Source organism: Photobacterium gaetbulicola, assembly GCF_003025515.1.
In the GTDB taxonomy this organism is placed as follows: domain Bacteria; phylum Pseudomonadota; class Gammaproteobacteria; order Enterobacterales; family Vibrionaceae; genus Photobacterium; species Photobacterium gaetbulicola.
This window is the reverse complement of record NZ_PYME01000013.1, coordinates 137,166-159,703: the sequence shown is the minus strand read 5'-3', so window position 1 is coordinate 159,703 and position 22,538 is coordinate 137,166. Positions and strand designations below refer to the sequence as shown.

Below are 22,538 nucleotides of genomic sequence, written 5' to 3'. Positions count from 1 at the left end.
TAGGAAAAGAAGTCTTTCGACGGCTGGAATATCACATTACAAATTCAACATTACGCTGGGCACAACAAGAGTTAATTATGATGGCAAGGAGCAATTATCATGCGTGAATTTTGTGGGGATCCTCCAGAGCCTCGGGTAAGTTGTCGATTGATTTTGCAGCTGATTTGACTGGACTAAAAGTAAGAACCTTACAACGTCATCTAAAACTATGCGGAACAACTTTTCGACAAGTTAACGATGGTATTCTCATTGAGTATGCATGTGAGGTATTGCTAGATACGAATTGGACAGTTCACCAAATAGCGATAAATTTGGGCTATTCGGATACCTCTCATTTTGCAAGAGCATTTAGAAAATCTATGAATTGCTCACCCAAGCAGTATCGACTCATGAATTCCAAAGATTGTAACGCTCGATTTGAAACTTAGTTTTCTTAACCCATTTTGTTCACGGGGGGATAGAAAAAGTTATCTGAATGAAAAAAACTTAATCTCGTTGTAACGCGGAAATGTCTAATTACGCTTTATCGCTTCGCTTAACTCAGTATAGTGGCACACTGTGTGCTGGTTGGTTTAGGGCGCATCAGGCTATCGCTGTGGGCAGCGCTAAAACGAGCACTGCAGAATATTCCCATCGGCGTCGAAGGCGATGTACAAGGTTTGCCAGTTCGCCCCGGTATGCGCGAATGTCGCGAGGCAAGTATTATGCTCAATAGCGACATGGCTAATCTCTCCAGCACTGATAAGCACATCCAACCCCTTTATTTGTTCGGTAATCAGCGTGTTGTACTGGGCGTCATATTGGCTGAGCAATACGATTTTGTTCCTGCCTTGGGTCGCCAGCCTGTCAACTGAGTGGGCGAGTACTGCCAAATCGCCGGCTGGGGGGGCGTCTTGCTCGGAATGCGTCTGTTTGATGAGTGACAAGTACGCGATGGATTCATTTGCTTCCTGCTGTTCAAACACGTCGGCTCGGGCTTTGTTTGGGTTATAGGCAAACACGTCAGCGCTTGATTGCGTCATGCCAAAGTCGATATTGCTGGCGAGAATAGCGTGCTCGGCAACTACCCCGGTTTCGCTATTTGGGCCAAGTCTGTCACCGGATACCATCGCCGTCACGTACGAAAAAGCCGGGGTAAGGACAGGTCTGTCGCGCAGTTGATCAGAGTAGAACGCGATGTAAGCCGCGTTGTTGTCTGCGGCTTTTCTTTTTGCCACACGGTACTGGTGGCTAAGCCAGTTAACTGTATTTTTGCGGGCGTATCTTTTCGAGTTAGTGCTACTTGAATCTTCGAGAAGATAATCAGGTGCCTGGGTGATAAAGCTGATCCCTGTGGTTATCGGCTGATGTTGCTTGGGGCTGCAGGCGGTTAATAGGCTGGCAGCGATGGCGAGTAAGCCGAATCGGGAAAGGGTTGGCATGGTCTATCGATATACTAAGTGTGACAAAGTTCACTATTTTCCAAGATCCCCCTGAGATAAACAAGTAGTCTAGGATGACCGTGTTGTTTTAAATACGAGGGCTGATGGGCTTTTAGTACTGATCTACGCAAGATCAGCTTGATGATTCGATGAAAATATACACGACCTAACATGTCTTGATGGCAAAACGACCAGTTGGTGATGTTTCACTAAATTTCTTGTTGACTCAATTAGCTCAATCCGTAGAATGCAACCCATACCGCAGCGGGGAACACCTCGCAGGTATTGAAGGCGCGTTGGCAGAGTGGCTATGCAGCGGATTGCAAATCCGTGGACCTCGGTTCGACTCCGGGACGCGCCTCCATTTGCGACACTAGCTCAGTTGGTAGAGCGCAACCTTGCCAAGGTTGAGGTCACGAGTTCGAACCTCGTGTGTCGCTCCAGACATAGAAAAAGCCCTAGCAGAAATGCTGGGGCTTTTTCGTATCTGGCCTTCCCAACCTATCCTCATACTGTCCGCTCCCAGAACCGCTTGTTATACTTATTCGAGTAGATTTAATATCAACCACTTAGTTTGATAACTCACAAACTAACTTTGGTGTAAGCAGGGAGCAGATATGAAACTCAATTGTGATATGGGCGAGAGCTTTGGCCGTTGGACGATGGGGAAGGATGCCGACGTCATGCCGTATATCGACATGGCCAACATTGCCTGTGGATTTCACGCCTCAGACCCGGACCATATGGCCAAGACCATACAGCTGGCGGTGGAAGATAATGTCGAGATTGGAGCCCACCCGGGTTACGACGACAAAAGTGGCTTCGGGCGTCGTTCTATCCCCCATAGTGCTGAAGCCATTACCCGACTGGTGGCCTATCAAATTGGTGCGCTCGATGCACTGTGCAAGTTGTACGGTGGTGAAGTTAGCTATGTTAAACCTCACGGTGCCCTCTACAACGACATGATGTCACAATCTTGGATTTTCGAAGCGATTCTCAGCGCCGTTGCTGATTTAAACCAATACCGTTCTGCGCCGTTGAAGCTGATGATCTTAGCTCGGCGTGATAACCAACAATATATAGGATTAGCGGCACAACAAAATGTCGAGTTACTGTTCGAAGGCTTTGCTGACAGGGCTTACGATAGTGATGGTCTGCTGGTGCCGCGAGCGCAAGCGGGGGCGGTTTACCATGATAGCCTACGCATCCGCCAGCAAGTCGCCGAGCTTGCCGTGGGCAAAATCACCACCATTGATGGCAATACGCTAGAGCTGGATGTCGATACTGTTTGCGTTCATGGCGACAATGATGAGTCGGTGGCCATTGTCCGTCAATTGGCCGAGGACCTGGCCCATGTTCAAGATTGAGCCCGTATCTGAATGCAATGCGATAGTGTATTTCGGTGATCACATTGATCTGTCGCTCACGCCTAAGATCAGCCAGTTTGTTGCCTACTTGCAGTCTCTGTCACATCCTGCCCTGGTCGAGGTGATCCCGTCGTACACTTCGGTTCTGATCCAGTTTCGCCCTAGTGTATTGAGCTTTAAGCAACTCGTCGGTGTGCTCCAATTTTATATGGGGCAATTGGAGAAAGACCTTCAGCAAGGTGATGCTCAGAGTGAGGCTGGTGGTTATCAGGCCAAGATCATTACTCTTCCGGTGTACTACGGCGAAGAGGTGGGGCCCGATTTAGCCGCGCTTGCGAAAACCAAAGGATTGAGTGTCGATGAGATTATCCAGCGTCACAGTCAGCCGCTTTATACTGTGTGTGCTATCGGCTTCGCGCCGGGCTTTGCTTTTCTTGCTTCGGTTGACGAGGCCATCGCCACGCCTCGCCATAGCGAGCCGAGGAGGAAGATCCCTGCCGGTAGTGTCGGTATTGCTGATCAGCAAACCGCGGTGTATCCCAATGAGTCTCCCGGAGGCTGGCAAATTATCGGAAACTGCCCGCTGACCTTGTTCCGGCCTGACCAAATTCCCATGACTCCTTTCCAGGTTGGTGATCAGGTGCAATTTATCCCCATGACCAAGGATGCATTTTTAGCGCAAGGAGGACAGCTATGGCCGCAATGGAAGTGATCCGCCCGGGGATGTTGACCCTGATCCAAGATATCGGGCGATATGGTGCAGGGGCACAGGGGCTAAGCCAGGGCGGTGCGGTTGACTTGCATGCCTGTTGCTGGGCCAATTATCTTCTGGCCAATGACCCCAACAGCGCGATGCTGGAAATAACCTTAGGTCAGGCTGAGTTCCTCATTTTACAGGATTGCCGTATTGCCATGACCGGTGCTGATATGCAGCCTTCCTTGGATGGAAAGCTTGTTCCAATGTGGCAAAGCTTGTTGGTGAAAAAAGGGCAGCGCCTGGTATTTGGCTTTGCCCGAACTGGGCTGAGAGCCTACTTGGCGGTTCAAGGCGGGCTGGAGTCACCCTTGATACTGGATAGTGCCTCTGCGGTACCGCGTAACCATTTGGGTGGCTTTCACCAAGGAATGGGGCTGGAGAAAGGCGATCGGTTATCCGCCAAGCCGATACCCACGGGTTGTCTTCAACATCAGGGGGAGCTGGCGGCGGGCAGGCAAACCTCCGGCCGCTTTGTACCCGATTACAGTAAACCTATCGAGTTGCGGGTTATCGAGTCCTATCAGCAGGCGAGTTTTTCGGCGGAGGAAAAACAGCGCTTTTATGCCAGTCGCTATACTGTTAGTCAGGAAACCGATCGTATGGGGTGTCGATTGTCGGGAGAGCCGATCCACGCTACCGTTGATGGCATCGTCTCTGAAGGCATTGCATTGGGGGCGATTCAAATTCCTCCCAACGGTCAGCCCATCGTGCTACTCAATGATCGGCAGACCCTCGGCGGGTATCCCAAGCTGGGCTGTGTCGCGCGGGTCGATTTGCCCCGCTTAGCGCAGGCAAGGCCGGGCACCGCAGTGACCTTTAAACGTGCTAAATTGCCAGAGGCAGTAGAGCAATGGCAGCAATTTTCACGCTTTTTCGGCTTATCGCTATAAGCGAGTATCAGAGAGGTAAGTGTCGTTCTATGTATATTTTTGGTTATGGCAGTTTGATTAACCACGCATCTCGTTTATTAACCGGACAGGCAAAAGAAGCCCAGCCTGCTACCGTCCATGGCTTGCAGCGCCACTGGGGGAAGGTTGACAGTGCTTACCATATTTCGCCGCTTGTCGCGGCGCTCGGTGACGGGGTTTGCAACGGGGTCTTGGTGAGAGTTGACGAAAACGCGCTGCGGCAGTTCGACCACCGGGAAAGGGGCTACCGCCGTATCGAGCTCGATCCCACCCAGCTGGAGACCCATCAGCCGATAGCGCTAGATATACCGGTGTGGGTATATACCAAGGATAATCACGAGCCGCCGTGCCATATCCAGCCGATTATGCAAACCTATGTCGACACGGTTTTGGCGGGTTGCCTGTCCATTTCCAGCTCTTTTGCCAAAACATTTGTCGAGACAACTTTGGGCTGGCATCATCCCCTGGAAAATGATCGCCATCAGCCGAAATACGGTAATCACGCCGGTGTTGATGATGATCATCTCGCGCATATCGATCAACTACTGGCACAGGTAAGAACAAAATATAGTCATGGCAAAACCCAATAAAAAAGGCCCAACCAAAACCGTTGATATCTATTGTGCAGGATGTAAAACCCAGCTGTATAAATACCGCAAAGGAGGCAAGGGGGCACTGGTGAAGTGCTTCAAGGAGCGGATTGTGAAAGACTTCACCCTGCAGGAGGGGATATGTCCCCACTGCGATCAAGCCTTTGCCCGGGATACCTTGATTCGAGGTGCGCCAGCACTGAAAATGATTGGTGGCAAGGTGGTAATGAAATAGTTTGAATGTGCGCGCAACCGCTAAGGGCGGTTTGGGGGAGTGGAGTGGGAAAACTGGCTTGTTGGGGGGCACACTTTCTTATTGCTGAGTAAAACCGCTTTCAGATCAAGGATCTTGCGCTTGTAGGTGGCTCGGACCAGTTGGTAGTCGACGTCCGGTGAAAACCACATTACCAACTTTCTGTCACTTTTCTTTATTTGTTCGACTCGAATCGTATTGATACTGCCGAAGTTGGAGTTGAGCCTCTCTTTGCCCATGACTTGAAAATGGTAACGGTTGACGTCATCGGTGTCCTGCAGCTTGTATTCAAATCGGGCTTTTCCTTCAATAAGACCGAGCCTCATTTGGCTGCCAATCGCATCAACATCGAGTAATGGTAGAGAGTCGCTAGAAAAGGAAGAGACTTTTCCATCAACATTGACCTTGGACGATGTGCCGTCTTTGCTGAAGGAGACATCGGATTTACCGCCTAGCAAGCCGTTGACTTCACGGCGAAATCCCTTGGAGAGAAAACTTTGCTGTTGTTCTGACCAGTAGACTTGACTTTGCTGGTTGAAACGGGTTTTGGTCGCCAATACCTCGATATTGCTATAGGCGTTGATTTGCGCCTGTTTGTCCTGCCATCTTAACACCCGCGTCATTTGGCCGATTTTCAGGTTGTTGAAAAAAAGCTGGTATGTCAGTGTTTTGGTGCACTGATGAAAGGCTGGGGGAGGATCGGCGTACGTCTGGGCAGAGGCGACACTGCTTAGGTAGGCCAGAATAGGCAATAAAACGTTGACCCGCACACATACACCTTAGCTACGTTCAATATATTGGCTGATGTAATTAAATTAGCAGGGCACGCACCAATATGCCAAATCGACCTGCTCCCACAGCAGGCCGAACAGGGCATACCGAATGGCTTATTTCAGTAAGCGCTTGAGGATTTTGCCGGTGGCTGTCATCGGCAGCTCCTCGACAATCTCGATGAGGCGAGGGTATTTATAATCGGCCAGGCGTTCTTTGCCCCATGCCACCAGCTCTCTTGCTGTTGATGAAGCATTTTCCTTCAGGATAACCACGGCCTTGGCTTCTTCGCCGTAGGTCTTGTGGGGAACGCCAATGACCGCAATCATATGAACATCAGGGTGGGTCATGAAGGTTTCCTCGATATCACGAGGATAAATATTGAATCCGCCCCGAATGATCACTTCTTTGAGTCGGTCGACGACGTACACATAGCCATCATCATCCATGCGAACGATATCGCCGGTATGCAGCCATCCATTGACCACTGTCTTAGCCGTTTCTTCCGGCTTCTTGTAGTAGCCTTTCATCACATTGTGGCCACGAATAAGCAGTTCGCCGGCTTCTCCGCGAGGCAGCTCCTGACCATTGTCACCAACAACTTTCATTGCCACGCCAGGCAGAGGCTGTCCAATGCTACCCGGTTTGCGCTCGTATTCCAGGTGGTTGAAGGCAGCAACAGGAGAAGACTCCGACAAGCCATAGCCTTCAATAACGGGTACTTTGAGTTTTTCTTCGAATTGCTTGAGGATTTCTACCGGCATCGAGGCCCCACCGGAGATAGCCACCTTCAAGTTGGCCGCAATCTCATCGATATCTTCTGTGCGGCCATGCTTCTCGGCAAACGCGAGCAAGCCCATAAACATGGTCGGTACCCCTGCCATATGGGTGACTTTGTGGGTATGCATCTGCTGGAGGACGTGCTTGGGAACAAAGCGTGGGATCAAGACCAGAGCACTGCCTGCCAGGATGGAGGTGTTCATGATCAGCGATTGGCCGAAGGTATGAAACAGCGGCAGGATTGCGATGCTGACATCCGTTCCCTTCTGGTTGGTCAGCGCTTGGCAGGCCTGAGCGTTGCACAGCATGTTGCTTTGGCTCAGTTCCGCCCCCTTGGCTCGCCCTGTGGTTCCCGATGTATACAGGATCACGCAGGTATCTTCGGCACGGCGGTATACGGCCTCGAAGTGGGTGTCGCCTGATGCTAGCCACTGGTTGAAACTGTGGGCACCTTCGGGCAAAGGTTCACCGCTGCCGGACTCGATAGAGATAAAGTGCTGGCAACTTGGGGTTTGGCTAAAGCCATCGAAGCAGTATTCACCACTAGGCAGGGCGCTGTTGCCCTGAAAGCTGATGATGGCCACTGCGTCGGAGTCATTGAGGTGGTAGGCCACCTCCGGGCCTTTGAGCAGGATATTCAGCGGTACGGTAACCGCCCCGACCTTTTGTATCGCGTAGTAGCCAATGACAAAGGCTGGTATGTTAGGGCAAGAAAGGGCGACTTTGTCGTCGGGCTTGATACCAAGCTCACAAAGGCGGTTGGCAATGGCGTTGACCATTTTGTTCAGGGCTGAAAAGTTGATCTTCTCGTCATTGAAAATCAGCGCCGTGTCGTGTGGGCGGAAGTCGGCGTTGCGTTCAAGGTTAGTGGCTAGGTTATACATAGACTAAGCTGCTTTTGGTATTTGCTTTTGATTTTAATTCTTCTATAGAGCCACGGCTAGCCAAGGGGCCAAAAACTTCAGCAGTATACTTGGCTTAGGGTTCGTTAGAGCCTGGAGCATACTTTTGTACTCGGGGAAACCGTCTTGGCACTGGCCACCGGCGCCGTACTTCCCGCTATTTCTAGCCGTGCCGTGAACTTTAATCGGTGGGCGAGTGTCGATTCAATCGAACAGACACTGATTGCAGGTGATGGGGAAACTTATCTGTAAGCGCGAAATAATTTTTGCGGCAGAGATATGTTTTATATTTCAGTAAATTATATTTTGCAATTGGAACGAGCAAATGTCGTGGCTTGAATGCCGAGAGTAACTCTTTGAATTATAAAGTGGGTGAAATCGACTCATAGCGGACATATGTGACAATATTAGGTCTGCTATTTGACGATTTTCTTAACGCCTCCTATTTTTATTTGGGCTCAATCAATAGAGGTGTGGAACGATGAAGAAAATGAACTCGGCTTACCGCTTGCAAATCATCAAAGAAGTAGCGACCCGCCGCCGTTTGACGACCGGTGGCGATCCTATGGCTTGCCACATTTCGAGGTTGATTGAGTCTAACAAACAGGAATCAACACCAGTAGATAAGCACTACACGGGTTGTCATTATGATGATGCAATCGGCGGCTGGGTGAGTAATTTGTGGGACCAGAAAAAATAGTCTGAAAATGCTGTTGCATTAGTGGATCGGCGAGCGGCTTAGTGCCGCTCGATTGTTGTTAGTGGTGTAATTAAATTCGGATATTTGCTGGCACAACGGAGGCGACTCAGGTACATTTCTCCGGTCTTGAATTGTTAGGTCGTCCCATGAACTACGTAGAGTTAGATAACTATTCCCGCAAGTGGATTTTTACCCACGCATCAATGCCTGTTACCGAATCAGACTTGGCGCTAATCAAGCCGTTTACCCAAGCGCGCTCAGCCCAAATCTGGGGAGAGCATGTCAGCCGCCAAAGCCCGGATGCGGATCATTTCGAGAAAGGGGATTGGGCCCACAACGACAAGATTTGGTCACAAGCCATTGATTGGCAAGCCGCTTGGGATAGCGATGAACCCGAATTGCCTGAAGAGATGCTGGCATTTCTGGACTGGGAAGATAACACCACCGTTTACTTCTGCTACGAAAAATACAATGTGATTGAAACAAAGTGGGATGTCTTTAAGCGCAACTGGAAGAACTTTCTATTTTTCGATGATGGCCCAATGCTGCTTGGACGTAAAAAATCACAGGCTGTTTGGTTCAGCTCTAAAGGCACGTTTCGTTTGGCCAACCGCTAACCAAGCATTGAAATGTTCATGAAAACACCGCCATTGCCTTGCACTGGCGGTGTTTTTTTGTGTCAGCCACAAGGCTGGCGCAGACCGCAAGATCACTTTCTGGCTGTGAGCAAATGATCGAGGTGCCGTATTGCTTTTGACATGTTTTGTGGCGACGAGTGGACGGAATGGTGGCTCGACAGCAGGGGTTGCAGCTGAGGCTTGCCGGTGGCGATAAATATTCTGGCTCCGAGACGACTGGTGCGGATTTCTATCGGTAGCGGGGACGGGTTCAGCGTTGCCATTTGGTGGCGATGAAGTTGGTTACCGCTAATATAGACACTGCCAGAGCGCAAATAGACGAAACCGGCAAGTTGCTCCGGATCGGTCTCGAAATACCAGCAGCCGTAAGGGGTGATCATGATATCGAGAAAGGTCATGGGGATACTGTAGGCCGCAGGGCTGGAGACGTCTTTATAGCTGCCAATAATGACTTTGGTTGTTGAGTCGTGCTCTTCGATGAGAGGGAGTTGTTGGGCGTGTAAGTAAAGACAGCTCGCAGGTGCCATCTCGATTTTTCCTGCCGGCAATACCGTACCAAGGCTGAATGATTCTATTTGGCCATTTTGCGGTGTCATGATCTCTTTATGAATGACGCCCTCGCCCGAGGTCATGATATGCACGTCTCCACTGGCGAGGGTGACATGGCTGCCGGTAGAGTCATGGTGGCTCAGTTGACCAATAACGGGGTAACTGACCGCATCGACCCCAGAGTGGCCCTGATAATCGAGTCGCTTAGCATGGATCAAGGCTTTGGCCGTGTAGTGATCCCACTGCACAAAGGGATTGAGTTGCTCAAGCTCTGACGGGTTGATAAAGGTTGTTTGTAGGCCACGCTTTTTGCCAAAACGGATTTTTTGTACGGTTCTTGTCTTTTTCATGGCATTGACCAATATCGTGATGCGACGATGAGCATGGCAGCAAAACCTGGAAAATATGCTGCAATCAAGAAATTGATACAATAAATCTTAGACCCAAGACCCGGGGTTCACCATGCTAATTTATGAAAAGAAACAGAATATTGACAATACAAAGAAATAAAGCGGAAACCCGATAGGATTTCCGCTTGGGGCTAACTCGTTATTAAAATGAACGGCTATATTGCAAGCCGACCAAGATGGCATCAGCACGTGTTGTGGCGCCGGTGATAGATGGTGCTTCCAGTTCTGGGGAGAGTTTTTCGTCAAAGGTAACGTCTTGACCAACAAGGTATGTGAAACCAAAGTCGATGCTTTCTTTTTGGCTCAGATGGTAACTAAAACCAGCAGAGAACCATTGGCGGTCAGAGTCGGGTATAGAAATGGATTTCAAATCATCTGTGGCGGCGACGTCGTACATATAACCGGCTCGCAGAGTCCAGTCATTATTCAGATAGTAAGTACCACCGACTGAAATATGGCCCGCGTCTTTCCATTTGTATTCTTTTTCAATACCGCCAATATAGAGGGTATCAAAGGCACTCCATTCAACCCATTGCAAACTATAGTGGGCGGCAAATTTTTCGGTTAGGCGGTGATAACCTGAAAATTCTGCAATATCAGGCAAAGGCAGATCCATCGAGCTTGCGGTTTGCAGTCCGCCCATGACATCGCCTTTTGCCTCGACTGTCGGGCTGTAGCGGTAGCTGAGCCCGAAGCGATGGTTTTCGTTAACTTCATACACCAAGCCGGCATTCCAGCCCAGCGCGGTACCTGAGGCATCAACATCGAGTACATTCTGCTTCAGCTCGGTACAAAATAGCGGGCTGCCCATGACCGCAGGACAGACTGCGGCATCAAAGTCGCGAGATAGCTCACCTACGCCGTAGATGATATCCAGGCCAGCCCCAACACTGAAATGCTCATTCAGGCGATAAGACAGGCTGGCTCCTAAGTTCATGCTTTTCACACTGGTTTTACCACCAAAAATAGAAGCGGCAAAGTCATCTTCGAATTCGGTTGTGGTGCCGAAGTTTGAGTAGGCCGACAACCCCCAAGCCCATTGGTCATTGATTGGCATGACCAAATGCAGGTTCGGCACCAGCGAGCTACCGCCAATGTCATCGGTACCCGAAATATCGTAGCTGTTCGATTCTATGGCAAGGATTTCTCCGCTTGGACTAGCAATCACTTTTGGCTGGTGGTAAGTCCCTGATTTCACCTTAACGTCAGTCGCAATGACATTGAAGCCCAAGGAGAAGTTTGCCTCTTTGAACAAAGCCATGGCTGCAGGGTTACGGGCTGCGACGGACGCATTGTCGGCAATAACGGCATCACCCGCAAAGGCGCGGCCAAGTCCCGTTGCAGATTGGCTATTTAATTGGAACCCTGCAGCAAGCGAGGGGGTAGAGGATAGCGCAATAGCCGAGACCACGGCACTAATTAACGGACGCTTCTTGAACATATCTATATCTTATTAATTATTTAATTTGGCAAATTTATATTGCCTGGATTTTGGAATGGATTCTAGATTGCGCATTTATTTAAACAACTCCGACCAGATCTCCTTTGTGATTTTGTGTGCTATTTTTTCTCCTGGTGTTAAATATCGAATAGATAATATTTAGTATATTTATCAAGCCATTTTTTTTATGTTTTAATCTAATGGTTTTGATGTGATGCTTGATGATTAATGACTTCAATTAAGATTGATATATCTAATTATTTGACGGGTTTGATGGTAATGTGTCTATATTGGGTGCAAGAGTTGAAAAGTGATATTTTTCTCACCAATAGTGCTGGGCCATATATTTACTTAGTCTTTGTATCTAACTGTTTTTTATCATTCTTATCCCCGTTTTAAAACGTCAGACCAGTAAGGGTTGAGATTCTATTTAATTGGTTATCGAATATAATGAACATCCGCAAACGCCATATTTATGTGCTTTAAGATATTTTCTTTTGGCACGGTTATGGCTTTTAATTAAAAAACAAGAAGCATATAAAGACTATAATTATGAAAAATTATTCCCGCTCAATAATTGCAACAGGCATCGCGTTGGCCTTGGTTGCTTGTAATAATGATTCATCAACATCTGGTAAAGATAATCTTGCGCCATCTAATGTGACCGTCAAGGTCGGGGATGCACAGGTAAAAGGTTTACTGGAAAAAATAAAGATTACGAATCTTGATAACCAAGCCGAAACGGTTGATGTTGAGGCGTATAAAGGCATTCGCTATGCAATAGCAAATCGATTCCAACACAGTCATTTGGTTGAGCCTACAGAGCAGGTAGATGCTACAGCGTTTGGCGATATCTGTCCTCAGTTGGGCAATGAAGCGATTGCCCAGTCGGAAGATTGTTTAAGTTTGAACATCTGGCGTCCGGCTGGGATCCCGGCCGGAAAAGAGCTTCCAGTCTATGTCTTCATCCATGGTGGCTCATTTGAAAGTGGCGCCGGGTCGTCGGCATTGAACCAGGCGGATACCATTGTAGCCCAAAGCATTTCAGATACCGCCTTGGGTGAGCGTGAAGCGCCATTCATTGCGGTGTCCTTGAACTACCGTGTTGGCTTGCTAGGCAGCAAGTGGGTTGACGCAGAGGTGAATCCTCACGGCGGTAACTATGGTATCGGTGATCAGAAGCGGGCACTCGAGTGGGTCAATAAATATATCGCTCATTTTGGTGGCGACAACAGCAATGTCACGGTGTTTGGCGAGAGTGCCGGTGCAATGTCGATTGGTATTTTGCAGCAGGACCAGGATGTTGCCGGTCCGTATTACCAGCGCGCCATTATGCAAAGCAACCCGTACGGTATTGCCTATAAAGATTATGGTTCGGCACAGCGCCTGCAAAGTCAACTGGAACAACAAGCACAGGAGCAATTTGGCCAATCGTTGGCCGAACTGAGCTTGGATGAACTGAAGGAGGTTCAAGCCTATGCCAAGCAGCCGACGCAGTTGGTGACCGGCCTTGTGACATCTTTCCCGGCGACATCGGGCTTCTTGCCATTTGCGCCATACATCGAAAGCAGGGAGAAGAGCCTTATCGGTGGTGGTAAGATCGACGGCTATCACATTGTCGGTCAGCCAATCCATACTGAATTTCACGTTCCTACCGTGGTTGGCTTTAACAGCGACGAAGCCAATATCTTTACCGCAATGCTTGATTGGATGTTCTTGTATAACATCACCACAGAGGATCCAGAGACCGGTGAACAAGTACCGGTTGTGATGCCAGGTGTCTCGCAGACTGACACCACAAACATTAGTGCACCCAAAGAAGCGGTGATTTCGCTAATCAAAAAGTACTATTGGGCAGTCTGGGCAATAGATAAAGAGTTAGCTGCGCAGATGAAGGCCATTCAACAAGAGCTGGAGGCTATGCCGGATGAGGTAGTCACACGCCAAAACCTGTATCCGATCATTACCCGCCTGTTCCTTGGGCTGCAAAACCAAACAGCCAATAAAGCACTTGAGTTCAGTGACTATGCCGCGTTTGATGACAAGACGTTAGCGGGCAAGGGTGAGGAAGGCGAGAAAGGTGCACTGGGTAATATTGGCCAGATCCGTAAACTGGCCAATGATCTGTTGTTTACCTGTGCTGCCCGCGAGGTGGTCAACAGGCAATCAACGAACCATGCAACGACCTTGTACCATTACGACTATACCTCCAGTATCAATATCTGGCCATTTGGTCATGGCATGATGGGGAATTTGGCCGCATTGAGTTGCAGCAATAGCAACGGTACCGGCAAGGCCTGCCATGCCTCGGAGTTGCCGTTTGTCTTTAACAAGGCGGTGAATATTGCCGGCGAGACGATCTACCCGAACCAGCAAGATCGCCAACTGATGAGCACCATGTCCCGCATTTGGTTTACGGATAAGTTGTTTGAGGGCTATCCGCGTAACAGTACGGACAATGTACTGATGATTAATGCCGACGGTCAGTTTGTCGAGCAATTAGATTGGGGCAACACTTTGAATGCACCACAGGATGCGCGGCTGGGGAGCAGTATCTGTGAGGGTATTTCAGAGCAAGGTATTCTGTTTGACTACATGCCAAAATAACAACCGGATAGCCTGGTAATAAAAAGGAAAAAGCGGAAACCCTATGGGTTTCCGCTTTTTATGTATCGGTTTTCTAATTTTGTTATCAGAAGGTGCGGCTGTATTGCAGTCCGACCAGAATCGCATCGGCGCGGGTGGTGGCTGAAACGCTGGTGCCAATTGGCCTATCTCCAACTTCGATACCCATGAACTCATCAACCTGGGTGTCCTTGCCGATCAGGTAGGTGGCGCCGAAATCGACATTCGAACGAGTGTCAATGTGGTAGGTGAAACCGGCTGACAGCCACTGGCGATCCGAATCCGGAATAGAAATTGACTTGATGTCATCCGTCGCCGCGACGTCGTACATGTAGCCGGCGCGCAGGGTCCAGTCGTTGTTCAGGTAATAGGTACCACCGACGGAAATGTGGCCAGCATCTTTCCAGGCGTACTCTTTTTCAATGCCGCCCATGTAAAGGGTGTCAAAGGCGCTCCATTGCACCCACTGCACACTGTAGTGAGCGGCAAACTTGTCGTGCAGACGGTGGTAACCCGAGAACTCTGCCATGTCCGGCAGTGGCATGTCCATTTTATCGGCGTTGCCAGCCACCGTATTGACATCACCCTTGGCGGTGACAGTCGGGCTGTAGCGGTAGGAAAGACCAAAACGGTGGTTGTCGTTAACTTCGTAAACCACACCAACATTACCACCGACGGCAAAGCCGGAGGCATCGACATCGAGGGCATTGAATTTGTTTGTGCTGCATTGCCAGTCAGGCTTCAAAATATTGCCTTCATTGATGCAATTTTCAAAGTCTATATCGCGTTTCAGCTTGCCGATGCCGTAGATAAGATCCAGACCGGCACCGAAGCTCCACTGCTCGTTGAGGCGGTAGGAAACGCTGGCACCGAAATTCATGCTTTTGATCTCGGTGGTACCGCCGAATACGGAAGCGGCAAAGTCATCTTTGAACTCGGTGCCGGTGCCGAAGTTGGAATAGGCCGAGATACCCCAGGCCCACTGGTCATTGACCGGTACCACCAAATAGAAGTTAGGCACCACCGCGGTGCTGCCGATGCCGTCGGTACCGGAAATATCAATTTCATTCTGTCCCGTATGTATACCTTGAGACCTAAACTGATTATAAGTACCGTCTTTAATACGCACATCAGTGTCGATGACGGTGAAACCCAGTGACATACTGGTTTCTTTGAACATCGCCATAGTGGCCGGGTTGCGGGCCATGGCCGAGGCATTATCTGCAATAACAGCATCACCAGCAAAGGCGCGGCCAAGGCCGGTTGCAGATTGGCTATTGAGCTGGAAACCTGCTGCCATACTTTGTGCAGACGCAACAGAGAGTGCCGTTAATACAGCACAGGATAACAAACGCTTCTTGAACATATAGAGAATTCTTTTGTATTTATGTAATTTATAGTGATCAATGCATACGCATTAAATCGAGGGGGATTCTAGGAGGGAGGATAAATACAGCAAATCAGACCAGTTAATTGTATTTTGTTTGAATATTGTTGGTTTTTTTAATATGCCCGAGTAGGGCGTTTACGTTAAGTGTGTACAGTTATTTAATTCCTAGAACCAGTGATTTAAAATAAAGTAAATACTCTATAATTATTGTTACTTAAAAATTATTTACGACTTATTGTTTTTACGAACTTGTTTTTTAAGGTTTTATGTTGGTGCAAGTGAACGCCACTAGCAGCGTTGTGCTATTATGTGTGCTATTTTTATTGTATGTGGTTCATTGTTCTTTATCCATGAATAATGGTGGTACTTATCCGTCTGTAACTCCTTGAAACTTGTCTTGACTTACCTGTTGTGATTGTTTTTTTATTGTTATATTAAGGCGGTTTAGTGCTTTGCTTCGATTAAAATAAAGACAGTGCAAAGGGTGGTCGATTAATACTTCCTTACATATTAATGGTCGGCTATCCATTATTATTTCGTTGCCGCTCCATGACATATGTTATGTGGCCCTCATTATCAACCTGATACATTCAGACTCATTATATCCACTGTACATAAACGACTTTGGCAGTAATCTGCTGTTGCTGGAACATCTTAAGCCAGCGGATTTGGTTACTTTGCAGCGTATCACCAGGGCCTTTCACTTCGGCAAAGCAATATCGTCCCGGTTTGAACAAGATTAAATCGGGAAATCCGCTGCGGTTGTTTCTTGGATCGAACAAAATCCGTCTGAAAATGGCGGTCAGAGCCTTTGGCGGGATGGCCGAGACGGCCTGGGTGATGATCTCCTCGGTGAGGACACCCCAATGGACCCAATCGTTACTGATCCCTTGTTTGGCACGAAATACCTCTAGCCAGTCATTCCATTGTTTTGCATTCAGTTCTGCCAAGCGTCGATCGATTTTCTGTTGGCGGCTGAGATAGAAGTCGCGGGTAAACATATCTTTTGGCGAACGTTGAAACGGGTTGAGAAAGGCCCCGTGCTCTGCGGAAAAGATAATGTCCCACATGGCTAAACCGAACAAGCCACAGAGCAAGGTGTTTTCAAGGTAATAAGGCTGCCAGCCTTGTTGCTGGTAGTAGGCGGCGACATCGAGTTCAACACAGCTTTGCTGCTGGTTTAGCTGCAGTTGCTCGTTGTCAAAGTTTGGTTTCTTTCTCGGTGGTTGTTTGTCTCCGATCTTGTTGAGCAAGCGATGGGTTAATACCTCGGCCACATCGGCTTCTTCCTCACTGAAGGGCGAATGCAGCATCTGTTTGGCGATAGCCAATGCCTGTGCCATATCGCCTTGCTTATCGAGGATTCTGACCTGCCGCTCACGCGATGGCGCGCGCTCACTTTGCTGGTATAGCACCCGGGCTTGTTCAAGGCGCTCGGGGGCGTGGTTGCCCAATCTTTCGATGTCTCGGGCAATATGATTAATAAGCCGTTGCCTTTTCTTTTCGATCGGTGGCCACGAATAAGTGTCGGGCAAAGCGTATTGCAGATCAGCGATGGCCTTGAGTTCCTTGGATTCCTTATGCTGCCAATATTGCTCAGTCATTGCCGACAGCATTAGCCAGTCTTCAATTTCCTGGCGGCGGTTGAACAGGCGATAGGCGGAATCAATAGGGTAGTTTTCAAACCGCTGAATACCGATGTCGGCCAACACGAACTGGCTGAGATCCTGGTGGGTATTGCCAAAAAACAGTAAGAAAAACACCTCCAGGTGCTGGGTATGGTGTACTTCCAGTATCTGCCGGCTATGTTGGCTGAGATCTGGCTGGTGGTTGATTACCTGCTCGACGAGATCGGGTTTTTTGGCTTGTTTGTTACTCGAGAGAAAATCAAAGCGGCTGATGAGCTCTGGTTTGGTATACAGGGCGCAAAACTCGCGATATGGAATAGTGTCTGGCTGCAAGGTGGCCATCCCGGTGCTGTTGAGCTCGGCCAAAGCATCAGGCAGCGGCGCTATCTCTGGGTATTGGAGTTTGTCACTGCGGAAATATGGTCCTTTGCGGCTTAGCAGCCTGATATAGAGACACTGCGCCGGTTTACTCAGTGCAATATAGGTGCGGTACCAGAGGTGCTCTTGGGGAGTGAGCAAGTCAGCATACTGCTCCACCACGGTGTTGACCAGGCAGTGGAAATTGTCACGGTAATAGGTAGCGGGTAGTTCGGGCGCATCATTACTTAACTTCAATGGCTTAGTAATTGCCTTGTTGTTAGAATTCAAATCATTGCCTCACAATGAAACGATTGGCTCAACCGGTGAAATCAAATCTTATTATCCAGTATTTTGCGCTTGTTTTGCTGTCTGTCTTGAGTTTTAGCACTGTTGCAGACCAAAGTTCAACATTTGTCAGCCGACAGCCTGATGGCATTGTCGGTGCTGTCTGTGTGATCCGCAATGGCGATAATTTGATCCTGTTATCGGAAGTGATCACCAACAAGTTGTCCCTGCCGGGCGGATATATCGATAAGGGGGATACTCCCGAGCAAGCAGCGGCGAGGGAAGCACTAGAAGAAACTGGTATCGAGGTCGGTGTGGAACATCTGATCCAGTACCGGGGGCGGGCTGCCATTTTTGCCTGTAAAGCGACATCTCCCATCTTGGTTTCCTCGTTCAAGGATCACCGAGGCTATCCCATTGTGGCCTCGTGGTTTGCCAAGCACTATGCCACGGAAGTTGAGCGTGTATACCTGATTGACCCGTCTGCGATTGAGGCTGGCGACTATCGGTACGTTGAAGATGCTGCCTTGTTACCCCTGTGGTTGGCTCAAACGCCTGAAAGTGAGATCAATATCTATGAGCGCTTTGCTTACCCCGGCAGTACCTTGCTTAAAGTTCAGCTCGGCTGGATTGAGCAGTTCCAGCACCATGTCTCTACCTGGCCAGCCTCTTTGCAGTGGCTGTTTGAGGGGATGATGCATGGCGTCAGTGTGGTGGGTGAGCCATGTTTTGCCTTCATTATGGTGGTTATTGTGGCGGGGTATCTGAGAACGCCACTTCTGCTTGAAGTTGTCTTTTTATTCGTGGCCGCCTTGTTTGGTGCGTCTTTGTTCAAGCATGGACTGATGATGCCACGGCCATATTTTATTGTTCCCGAGTTGCAGCAGGTGAATGCTTACGGTTTTGGTTTTCCGAGTGTTCATATTTTGATGTCGACACTGCTGCTGGGCGTATGGGGCTTCCTGTGGCAGGGCAAGCTTCCTCTTGCTTGGCAAAAGGCCGGGCTTGCCACAGTGATTATGCTCCTGGTTTTGACTCAGGGTATTGCCAGGGTTTGGTTTGGCGTCCAGTTTATCAGTGACGTGATCCTTAGCCTGATGCTCAGTTTTGCCCTTGTGGCCATGTTCATCGTTTGGCGTACTGGGGGCTTTCCTTATTTCCAGCTGCAATTGACGAACCACTGGTTTTGGCTTGGATCTAGTGTATTGATCGGTATGGTTGCCAGTCTTTCACTGGTGCCGCAGCAAGCTTATCTCTTTGCATTTGTATTGGGATGCTCGCTGGCGGTTGCCCCTGCGCTGCAGGTTAGTCAGCTTACCCCGGCGTTGTCGCGATGCCGCAAAGTCGTGGCGAGCGTTATGGTATTGCTGGGAGCGTCAATTCTTTACAGCACGGCCAGCATGCTGGCGACAATGCAAACGGGAAGCCTGGTGGTGCTGGCGATAAAAGCGATGGGCTACCTAATGCTGGGTGCCTGGCTGGTGTATGGCTCCGCATGGGTGAGGGGGCTGCTCAGCCGTTTAAGGGTTCGGTTTTAGCGGATTGAAGCAGATACTTTTTTTCCCGATCGCGGTAGGGTAAAGTGTGATGATGACCCAATTATAAAGCCAGAGAGGCCAGTCGCCGTAGGATACGGCGTAACACTGGACAAGGAGAGCAATGTTACCTGCACTGACACATCAAAACGGTACTGACGAAGTAGTACTGTCGTTCCTGCAAGAACTCGAGAAATCGGGATTTTGTGGTGATATCGAAGGTTCGTATGCCAGCCGACTTGCGGTGGCGACGGATAATAGCGTTTACCAGCAACTGCCGCAGGCTGTTATCTTCCCGGCGCAAAACCAAGACTTGGTTGTTCTTGGTCAGTTGGCGCAAACCCAGCCATTTAGGTCTATTACGTTTTCGGCTCGAGGGGGCGGTACAGGCACCAATGGCCAGTCGCTGACACCCGGCATCGTGGTCGATTTGTCGCGGCATATGAATCAAGTGCTGGAAATTAACGTTGAGGAAGGCTGGGCAAGGGTCCAGACCGGCTTGGTGAAAGATCAGCTCAATGATGCCCTGCGTCCACATGGTTTCTTTTTCTCGCCCGATCTCTCGACCAGCAACCGGGCAACCATTGGGGGCATGATCAATACCGATGCTTCAGGCCAGGGGTCGTTGAAGTACGGCAAGACGTCAGATCATGTGCTGGGACTTAAGGCGGTTCTGGTTGATGGTTCAGTATTGGACACCGAGCCTTTGCCTAGTGATGTCATTCAAGAGTTGTCTGCAACAGAGGTGCTGGCCAATCAGGCCCTGAAAGTCTCCGAGCAGGTGTGCCGTGAAAAACGCGAGCAAATCGTCGACAAGTTTCCTCCGCTTAACCGTTTCCTCACGGGCTATGATCTCAAGAACGTGTTTGATGAAGCGCTCGGCCAGTTCGATATTGCTCGTTTGCTGTGCGGCTCGGAAGGCTCGCTGGCCTTTATCACCGAGGCCAGGCTCAACCTTACTCCCCTTCCCAAATCCCGTACTCTGGTCAATATCAAATACGACAGCTTCGACTCCGCGCTGCGCAATGCCCCAATGATGGTCGAAGCCAAGGCACTGTCGGTGGAGACGGTGGACTCCCGGGTGCTTAATCTGGCCAAGCAGGACATCATCTGGCATACGGTGAGTGAGTTGATCACCGATGTGCCTAATCATGACATGCAGGGGATCAACATTGTCGAGTATGCCAGTAACGATGCTGAGGAAAACCAGCAACAAGTGACCGCATTGTGCCAGCGTTTGGACGAGATGCTCGCAAAGAAACAGCATGGGATCATTGGTTATCAGGTGTGCAATGAACTTGCTGATATCAACAAAATCTACAACATGCGCAAGAAAGCGGTGGGGCTGCTAGGGGCGGCAAAAGGCAGCAAGAAGCCGGTGCCTTTCGCCGAGGATACCTGTGTTCCGCCGGAGAATTTGGCTGATTTCATTGCCGAGTTCCGCCTGCTGCTGGATGAACACCAGTTGGATTACGGCATGTTTGGGCATGTCGATGCGGGGGTATTGCACGTCCGTCCGGCGCTAGACATGTGCGACCCTCAGCAGGAGAGGCTGATGAAGCAGATTTCCGATCAGGTGGTGGAACTGGTTGCGAAATATGGCGGCTTGATGTGGGGCGAGCACGGTAAAGGTTACCGCTCTGAGTACGGCCCTGCCTTCTTTGGCGACGAGCTCTTCACCGAGCTGCGGCGGATCAAAGCCGCGTTTGATCCCGATAACCGGATGAACCCCGGCAAGATATGTACGCCGCTCGACAGTAACGATGAGCTGGTGAAAGTCGATGGGGTGAAGCGCGGTTACTTTGACCGTCAGATCCCGGTTAAGGTACGCGATAGTTTCAAACAGGCGATGGAGTGCAACGGTAACGGCCTGTGCTTCAACTACGACACCAGCTCGCCGATGTGCCCGTCGATGAAAATTACGGCAGATCGCCGTCATTCACCCAAGGGGCGGGCCGGGCTGGTCAGAGAGTGGCTGCGCCAGCTTTCCGAGCAGGGGATTGATCCCCTAGAGCTAGAGAGAAGCCTGATGGATAGCTCCCCGTCGGTGAAGCAAATTATCGACCGGTTCAAGAACACCTTTGGTGGTAAGCGTAACGACTATGATTTTTCCCATGAGGTCATGGAGGCCATGAATGGCTGCTTGGCATGTAAGGCGTGTGCCAGCCAGTGCCCGATCAAAGTCGATGTTCCAAGCTTCCGCTCACGCTTCATGAACATCTACTACAGCCGTTATCAGCGCCCGGCCAAAGACTACCTGGTTGCTTACGTCGAGAGCTACTTACCGCTAATGGCCAAGGCGCCGGCGACCTTCAATGCGATTATGCGCCCTAAGTGGTCGAAGAGCCTGACCGCCAAGACGATAGGCTATGTGGATATGCCTGCCCTGTCTGTCCCTACCTTGTTTGAAAGCCTGGATGGTCACCACGCGACGCGCTTTGACCTACAGTGGCTGCAGGCGCTGTCGGCGCGCGAGCGTCAGAATTACGTCCTTATTGTCCAGGACCCATTCACCAGCTATTACGACGCCGAAGTGGTTCGTGATTTGGTCTTCCTCGCCGAGAGGCTGGGTAAAAAGCCGATGCTGGTGCCGTTCAAGCCGAACGGAAAGGCCCAGCATGTGAAGGGCTTTTTGCGACAGTTTGCCAAAACAGCTAAAAGTACCGCCGATTTTCTTAACCAGCTTGCCGAATTGGGGATTCCCATGGTGGGGGTGGATCCGGCGCTGGTGCTTTGCTACCGGGATGAATACACCGAAATCTTGGCCGGCCAGCGGGGCGGGTTCGAAGTGCTGACAGCACATGAATGGCTCCTTCCTTTGCTGGAGGAGAAGCCGGCTGCACCACAAGTCGCAGGTGATGACTGGTATCTGTTTGCCCACTGTACCGAGAAGACCAAGCTACCGAATGCAGAAAAAGAGTGGGGGACTATCTTCCGCCACTTTGGTGCCAACCTGATGCCGATTTCTGTCGGCTGTTGCGGGATGGCAGGGACATACGGCCACGAGAAGGATAAGCTCGAGACCTCGAAGGCGGTTTATGCACTGAGCTGGCAGCCGAATATTGCCCAGCTGGATCCCGATCGCTGCCTGGCAACCGGCTATTCCTGCCGCAGCCAAGCCAAACGGTTGGAGCATATAAAAATGAAGCATCCGGTGCAGGTTCTGTTGCGGATTTTGACTAGCCGCTGAGGCCCGTGTCTGGGTTTCTGCGAGAGAAACAAAATGCG

At 49.9% G+C, this 22,538-nt stretch carries 18 protein-coding genes and 2 tRNA genes; 13 read left to right on the top strand and 7 right to left on the bottom strand.

The window, feature by feature from the left end; all coding sequences use genetic code 11:
• Positions 1-110: 110 nt before the first annotated feature.
• Positions 111-428 carry a helix-turn-helix domain-containing protein gene (locus C9J03_RS27300; RefSeq protein WP_420813005.1) on the top strand — a complete coding sequence of 106 codons (318 nt, stop codon included), beginning with the start codon at positions 111-113 and terminating at the stop codon, positions 426-428.
• 177 nt (positions 429-605) lie between these two features.
• Here C9J03_RS27300 and C9J03_RS13320 read toward each other — a convergent pair whose 3' ends face one another.
• Positions 606-1,421, bottom strand: coding sequence for a hypothetical protein (locus C9J03_RS13320; protein WP_044623013.1), 816 nt, complete (start codon positions 1,419-1,421; stop codon positions 606-608).
• 290 nt (positions 1,422-1,711) lie between these two features.
• Between C9J03_RS13320 and C9J03_RS13315 the strand changes: the two genes are divergently transcribed.
• The 7 genes from C9J03_RS13315 to C9J03_RS13285 all read left to right on the top strand — a co-directional run bounded on the left by C9J03_RS13315 (position 1,712) and on the right by C9J03_RS13285 (position 5,278).
• Positions 1,712-1,785 (top strand) — tRNA-Cys (locus C9J03_RS13315).
• 3 nt (positions 1,786-1,788) lie between these two features.
• Positions 1,789-1,864 (top strand) — tRNA-Gly (locus C9J03_RS13310).
• 174 nt (positions 1,865-2,038) lie between these two features.
• Entirely contained in the window at positions 2,039-2,788 is a 750-nt protein-coding gene (locus C9J03_RS13305; protein WP_044623014.1) for a 5-oxoprolinase subunit PxpA, read from the top strand.
• Complete coding sequence (gene pxpB / locus C9J03_RS13300; RefSeq protein ID WP_044623015.1) at positions 2,775-3,500, top strand: 5-oxoprolinase subunit PxpB; 726 nt, start codon at positions 2,775-2,777, stop codon at positions 3,498-3,500. The genes C9J03_RS13305 and pxpB overlap by 14 nt, the downstream gene beginning before the upstream one ends.
• Positions 3,482-4,435 carry a 5-oxoprolinase subunit C family protein gene (locus C9J03_RS13295; RefSeq protein WP_044623016.1) on the top strand — a complete coding sequence of 318 codons (954 nt, stop codon included), beginning with the start codon at positions 3,482-3,484 and terminating at the stop codon, positions 4,433-4,435. Before pxpB ends, C9J03_RS13295 begins: the two co-directional genes overlap by 19 nt.
• A gap of 29 nt (positions 4,436-4,464) precedes the next feature.
• The gene (locus C9J03_RS13290) at positions 4,465-5,043 is read left to right on the top strand and encodes a gamma-glutamylcyclotransferase family protein (RefSeq protein ID WP_044623017.1); all 579 of its coding nucleotides are present in this window, start codon (positions 4,465-4,467) and stop codon (positions 5,041-5,043) included.
• Positions 5,027-5,278, top strand: coding sequence for a hypothetical protein (locus tag C9J03_RS13285; RefSeq protein ID WP_044623018.1), 252 nt, complete (start codon positions 5,027-5,029; stop codon positions 5,276-5,278). The genes C9J03_RS13290 and C9J03_RS13285 overlap by 17 nt, the downstream gene beginning before the upstream one ends.
• A 20-nt stretch (positions 5,279-5,298) precedes the next feature.
• Here the strand turns inward: C9J03_RS13285 and C9J03_RS13280 are convergent, their stop codons facing one another.
• Complete coding sequence (locus C9J03_RS13280; RefSeq protein WP_044623019.1) at positions 5,299-6,066, bottom strand: DUF3108 domain-containing protein; 768 nt, start codon at positions 6,064-6,066, stop codon at positions 5,299-5,301.
• 117 nt (positions 6,067-6,183) lie between these two features.
• Positions 6,184-7,731, bottom strand: coding sequence for a long-chain-fatty-acid--CoA ligase (locus C9J03_RS13275; RefSeq protein WP_044623020.1), 1,548 nt, complete (start codon positions 7,729-7,731; stop codon positions 6,184-6,186).
• A 499-nt stretch (positions 7,732-8,230) separates the two neighbouring features.
• Between C9J03_RS13275 and C9J03_RS13270 the strand changes: the two genes are divergently transcribed.
• Together C9J03_RS13270 and C9J03_RS13265 are read left to right on the top strand one after the other, a co-directional pair.
• The gene (locus tag C9J03_RS13270) at positions 8,231-8,449 is read left to right on the top strand and encodes a hypothetical protein (RefSeq protein ID WP_044623021.1); all 219 of its coding nucleotides are present in this window, start codon (positions 8,231-8,233) and stop codon (positions 8,447-8,449) included.
• 146 nt (positions 8,450-8,595) lie between these two features.
• Positions 8,596-9,066, top strand: coding sequence for a DUF2947 domain-containing protein (locus tag C9J03_RS13265; protein WP_044623022.1), 471 nt, complete (start codon positions 8,596-8,598; stop codon positions 9,064-9,066).
• Positions 9,067-9,158: 92 nt separating this feature from the next.
• Here C9J03_RS13265 and C9J03_RS13260 read toward each other — a convergent pair whose 3' ends face one another.
• Positions 9,159-9,986 carry a pirin family protein gene (locus C9J03_RS13260; protein WP_044623023.1) on the bottom strand — a complete coding sequence of 276 codons (828 nt, stop codon included), beginning with the start codon at positions 9,984-9,986 and terminating at the stop codon, positions 9,159-9,161.
• Positions 9,987-10,188: 202 nt separating this feature from the next.
• A complete protein-coding gene (locus C9J03_RS13255) occupies positions 10,189-11,487 on the bottom strand; it encodes an outer membrane protein transport protein (protein ID WP_044623024.1) in 1,299 nt (432 codons plus the stop codon).
• Between the two features lie 552 nt (positions 11,488-12,039).
• On the opposite strand from C9J03_RS13255, the gene C9J03_RS13250 reads away from it, so the two are divergent.
• A complete protein-coding gene (locus tag C9J03_RS13250) occupies positions 12,040-14,094 on the top strand; it encodes a carboxylesterase family protein (protein ID WP_044623025.1) in 2,055 nt (684 codons plus the stop codon).
• 85 nt (positions 14,095-14,179) lie between these two features.
• Here C9J03_RS13250 and C9J03_RS13245 read toward each other — a convergent pair whose 3' ends face one another.
• Complete coding sequence (locus C9J03_RS13245; RefSeq protein ID WP_044623026.1) at positions 14,180-15,478, bottom strand: outer membrane protein transport protein; 1,299 nt, start codon at positions 15,476-15,478, stop codon at positions 14,180-14,182.
• A gap of 623 nt (positions 15,479-16,101) precedes the next feature.
• Positions 16,102-17,778, bottom strand: coding sequence for a VRR-NUC domain-containing protein (locus tag C9J03_RS13240; protein ID WP_052829736.1), 1,677 nt, complete (start codon positions 17,776-17,778; stop codon positions 16,102-16,104).
• 35 nt (positions 17,779-17,813) lie between these two features.
• On the opposite strand from C9J03_RS13240, the gene C9J03_RS13235 reads away from it, so the two are divergent.
• Positions 17,814-19,313, top strand: a complete 1,500-nt coding sequence (locus C9J03_RS13235) for a bifunctional NUDIX hydrolase/phosphatase PAP2 family protein (RefSeq protein WP_162845565.1) — start codon at positions 17,814-17,816, stop codon at positions 19,311-19,313.
• Positions 19,314-19,434: 121 nt separating this feature from the next.
• A complete protein-coding gene (gene ydiJ / locus C9J03_RS13230) occupies positions 19,435-22,500 on the top strand; it encodes a D-2-hydroxyglutarate dehydrogenase YdiJ (protein ID WP_044623027.1) in 3,066 nt (1,021 codons plus the stop codon).
• Positions 22,501-22,538 lie beyond the last annotated feature (38 nt).

Excerpts from the sequence above, each read along its gene's own strand:
- C9J03_RS13320 (WP_044623013.1), bottom strand. The coding sequence starts at position 1,421 with ATGCCAACCCTTTCCCGATTCGGCTTACTCGCCATCGCTGCCAGCCTA.
- C9J03_RS13305 (WP_044623014.1), top strand. The coding sequence starts at position 2,039 with ATGAAACTCAATTGTGATATGGGCGAGAGCTTTGGCCGTTGGACGATG.
- pxpB (WP_044623015.1), top strand. The coding sequence starts at position 2,775 with ATGTTCAAGATTGAGCCCGTATCTGAATGCAATGCGATAGTGTATTTC.
- C9J03_RS13295 (WP_044623016.1), top strand. The coding sequence starts at position 3,482 with ATGGCCGCAATGGAAGTGATCCGCCCGGGGATGTTGACCCTGATCCAA.
- C9J03_RS13290 (WP_044623017.1), top strand. The coding sequence starts at position 4,465 with ATGTATATTTTTGGTTATGGCAGTTTGATTAACCACGCATCTCGTTTA.
- C9J03_RS13285 (WP_044623018.1), top strand. The coding sequence starts at position 5,027 with ATGGCAAAACCCAATAAAAAAGGCCCAACCAAAACCGTTGATATCTAT.
- C9J03_RS13275 (WP_044623020.1), bottom strand. The coding sequence starts at position 7,731 with ATGTATAACCTAGCCACTAACCTTGAACGCAACGCCGACTTCCGCCCA.
- C9J03_RS13270 (WP_044623021.1), top strand. The coding sequence starts at position 8,231 with ATGAAGAAAATGAACTCGGCTTACCGCTTGCAAATCATCAAAGAAGTA.
- C9J03_RS13265 (WP_044623022.1), top strand. The coding sequence starts at position 8,596 with ATGAACTACGTAGAGTTAGATAACTATTCCCGCAAGTGGATTTTTACC.
- C9J03_RS13260 (WP_044623023.1), bottom strand. The coding sequence starts at position 9,986 with ATGAAAAAGACAAGAACCGTACAAAAAATCCGTTTTGGCAAAAAGCGT.
- C9J03_RS13255 (WP_044623024.1), bottom strand. The coding sequence starts at position 11,487 with ATGTTCAAGAAGCGTCCGTTAATTAGTGCCGTGGTCTCGGCTATTGCG.
- C9J03_RS13250 (WP_044623025.1), top strand. The coding sequence starts at position 12,040 with ATGAAAAATTATTCCCGCTCAATAATTGCAACAGGCATCGCGTTGGCC.
- C9J03_RS13245 (WP_044623026.1), bottom strand. The coding sequence starts at position 15,478 with ATGTTCAAGAAGCGTTTGTTATCCTGTGCTGTATTAACGGCACTCTCT.
- ydiJ (WP_044623027.1), top strand. The coding sequence starts at position 19,435 with ATGTTACCTGCACTGACACATCAAAACGGTACTGACGAAGTAGTACTG.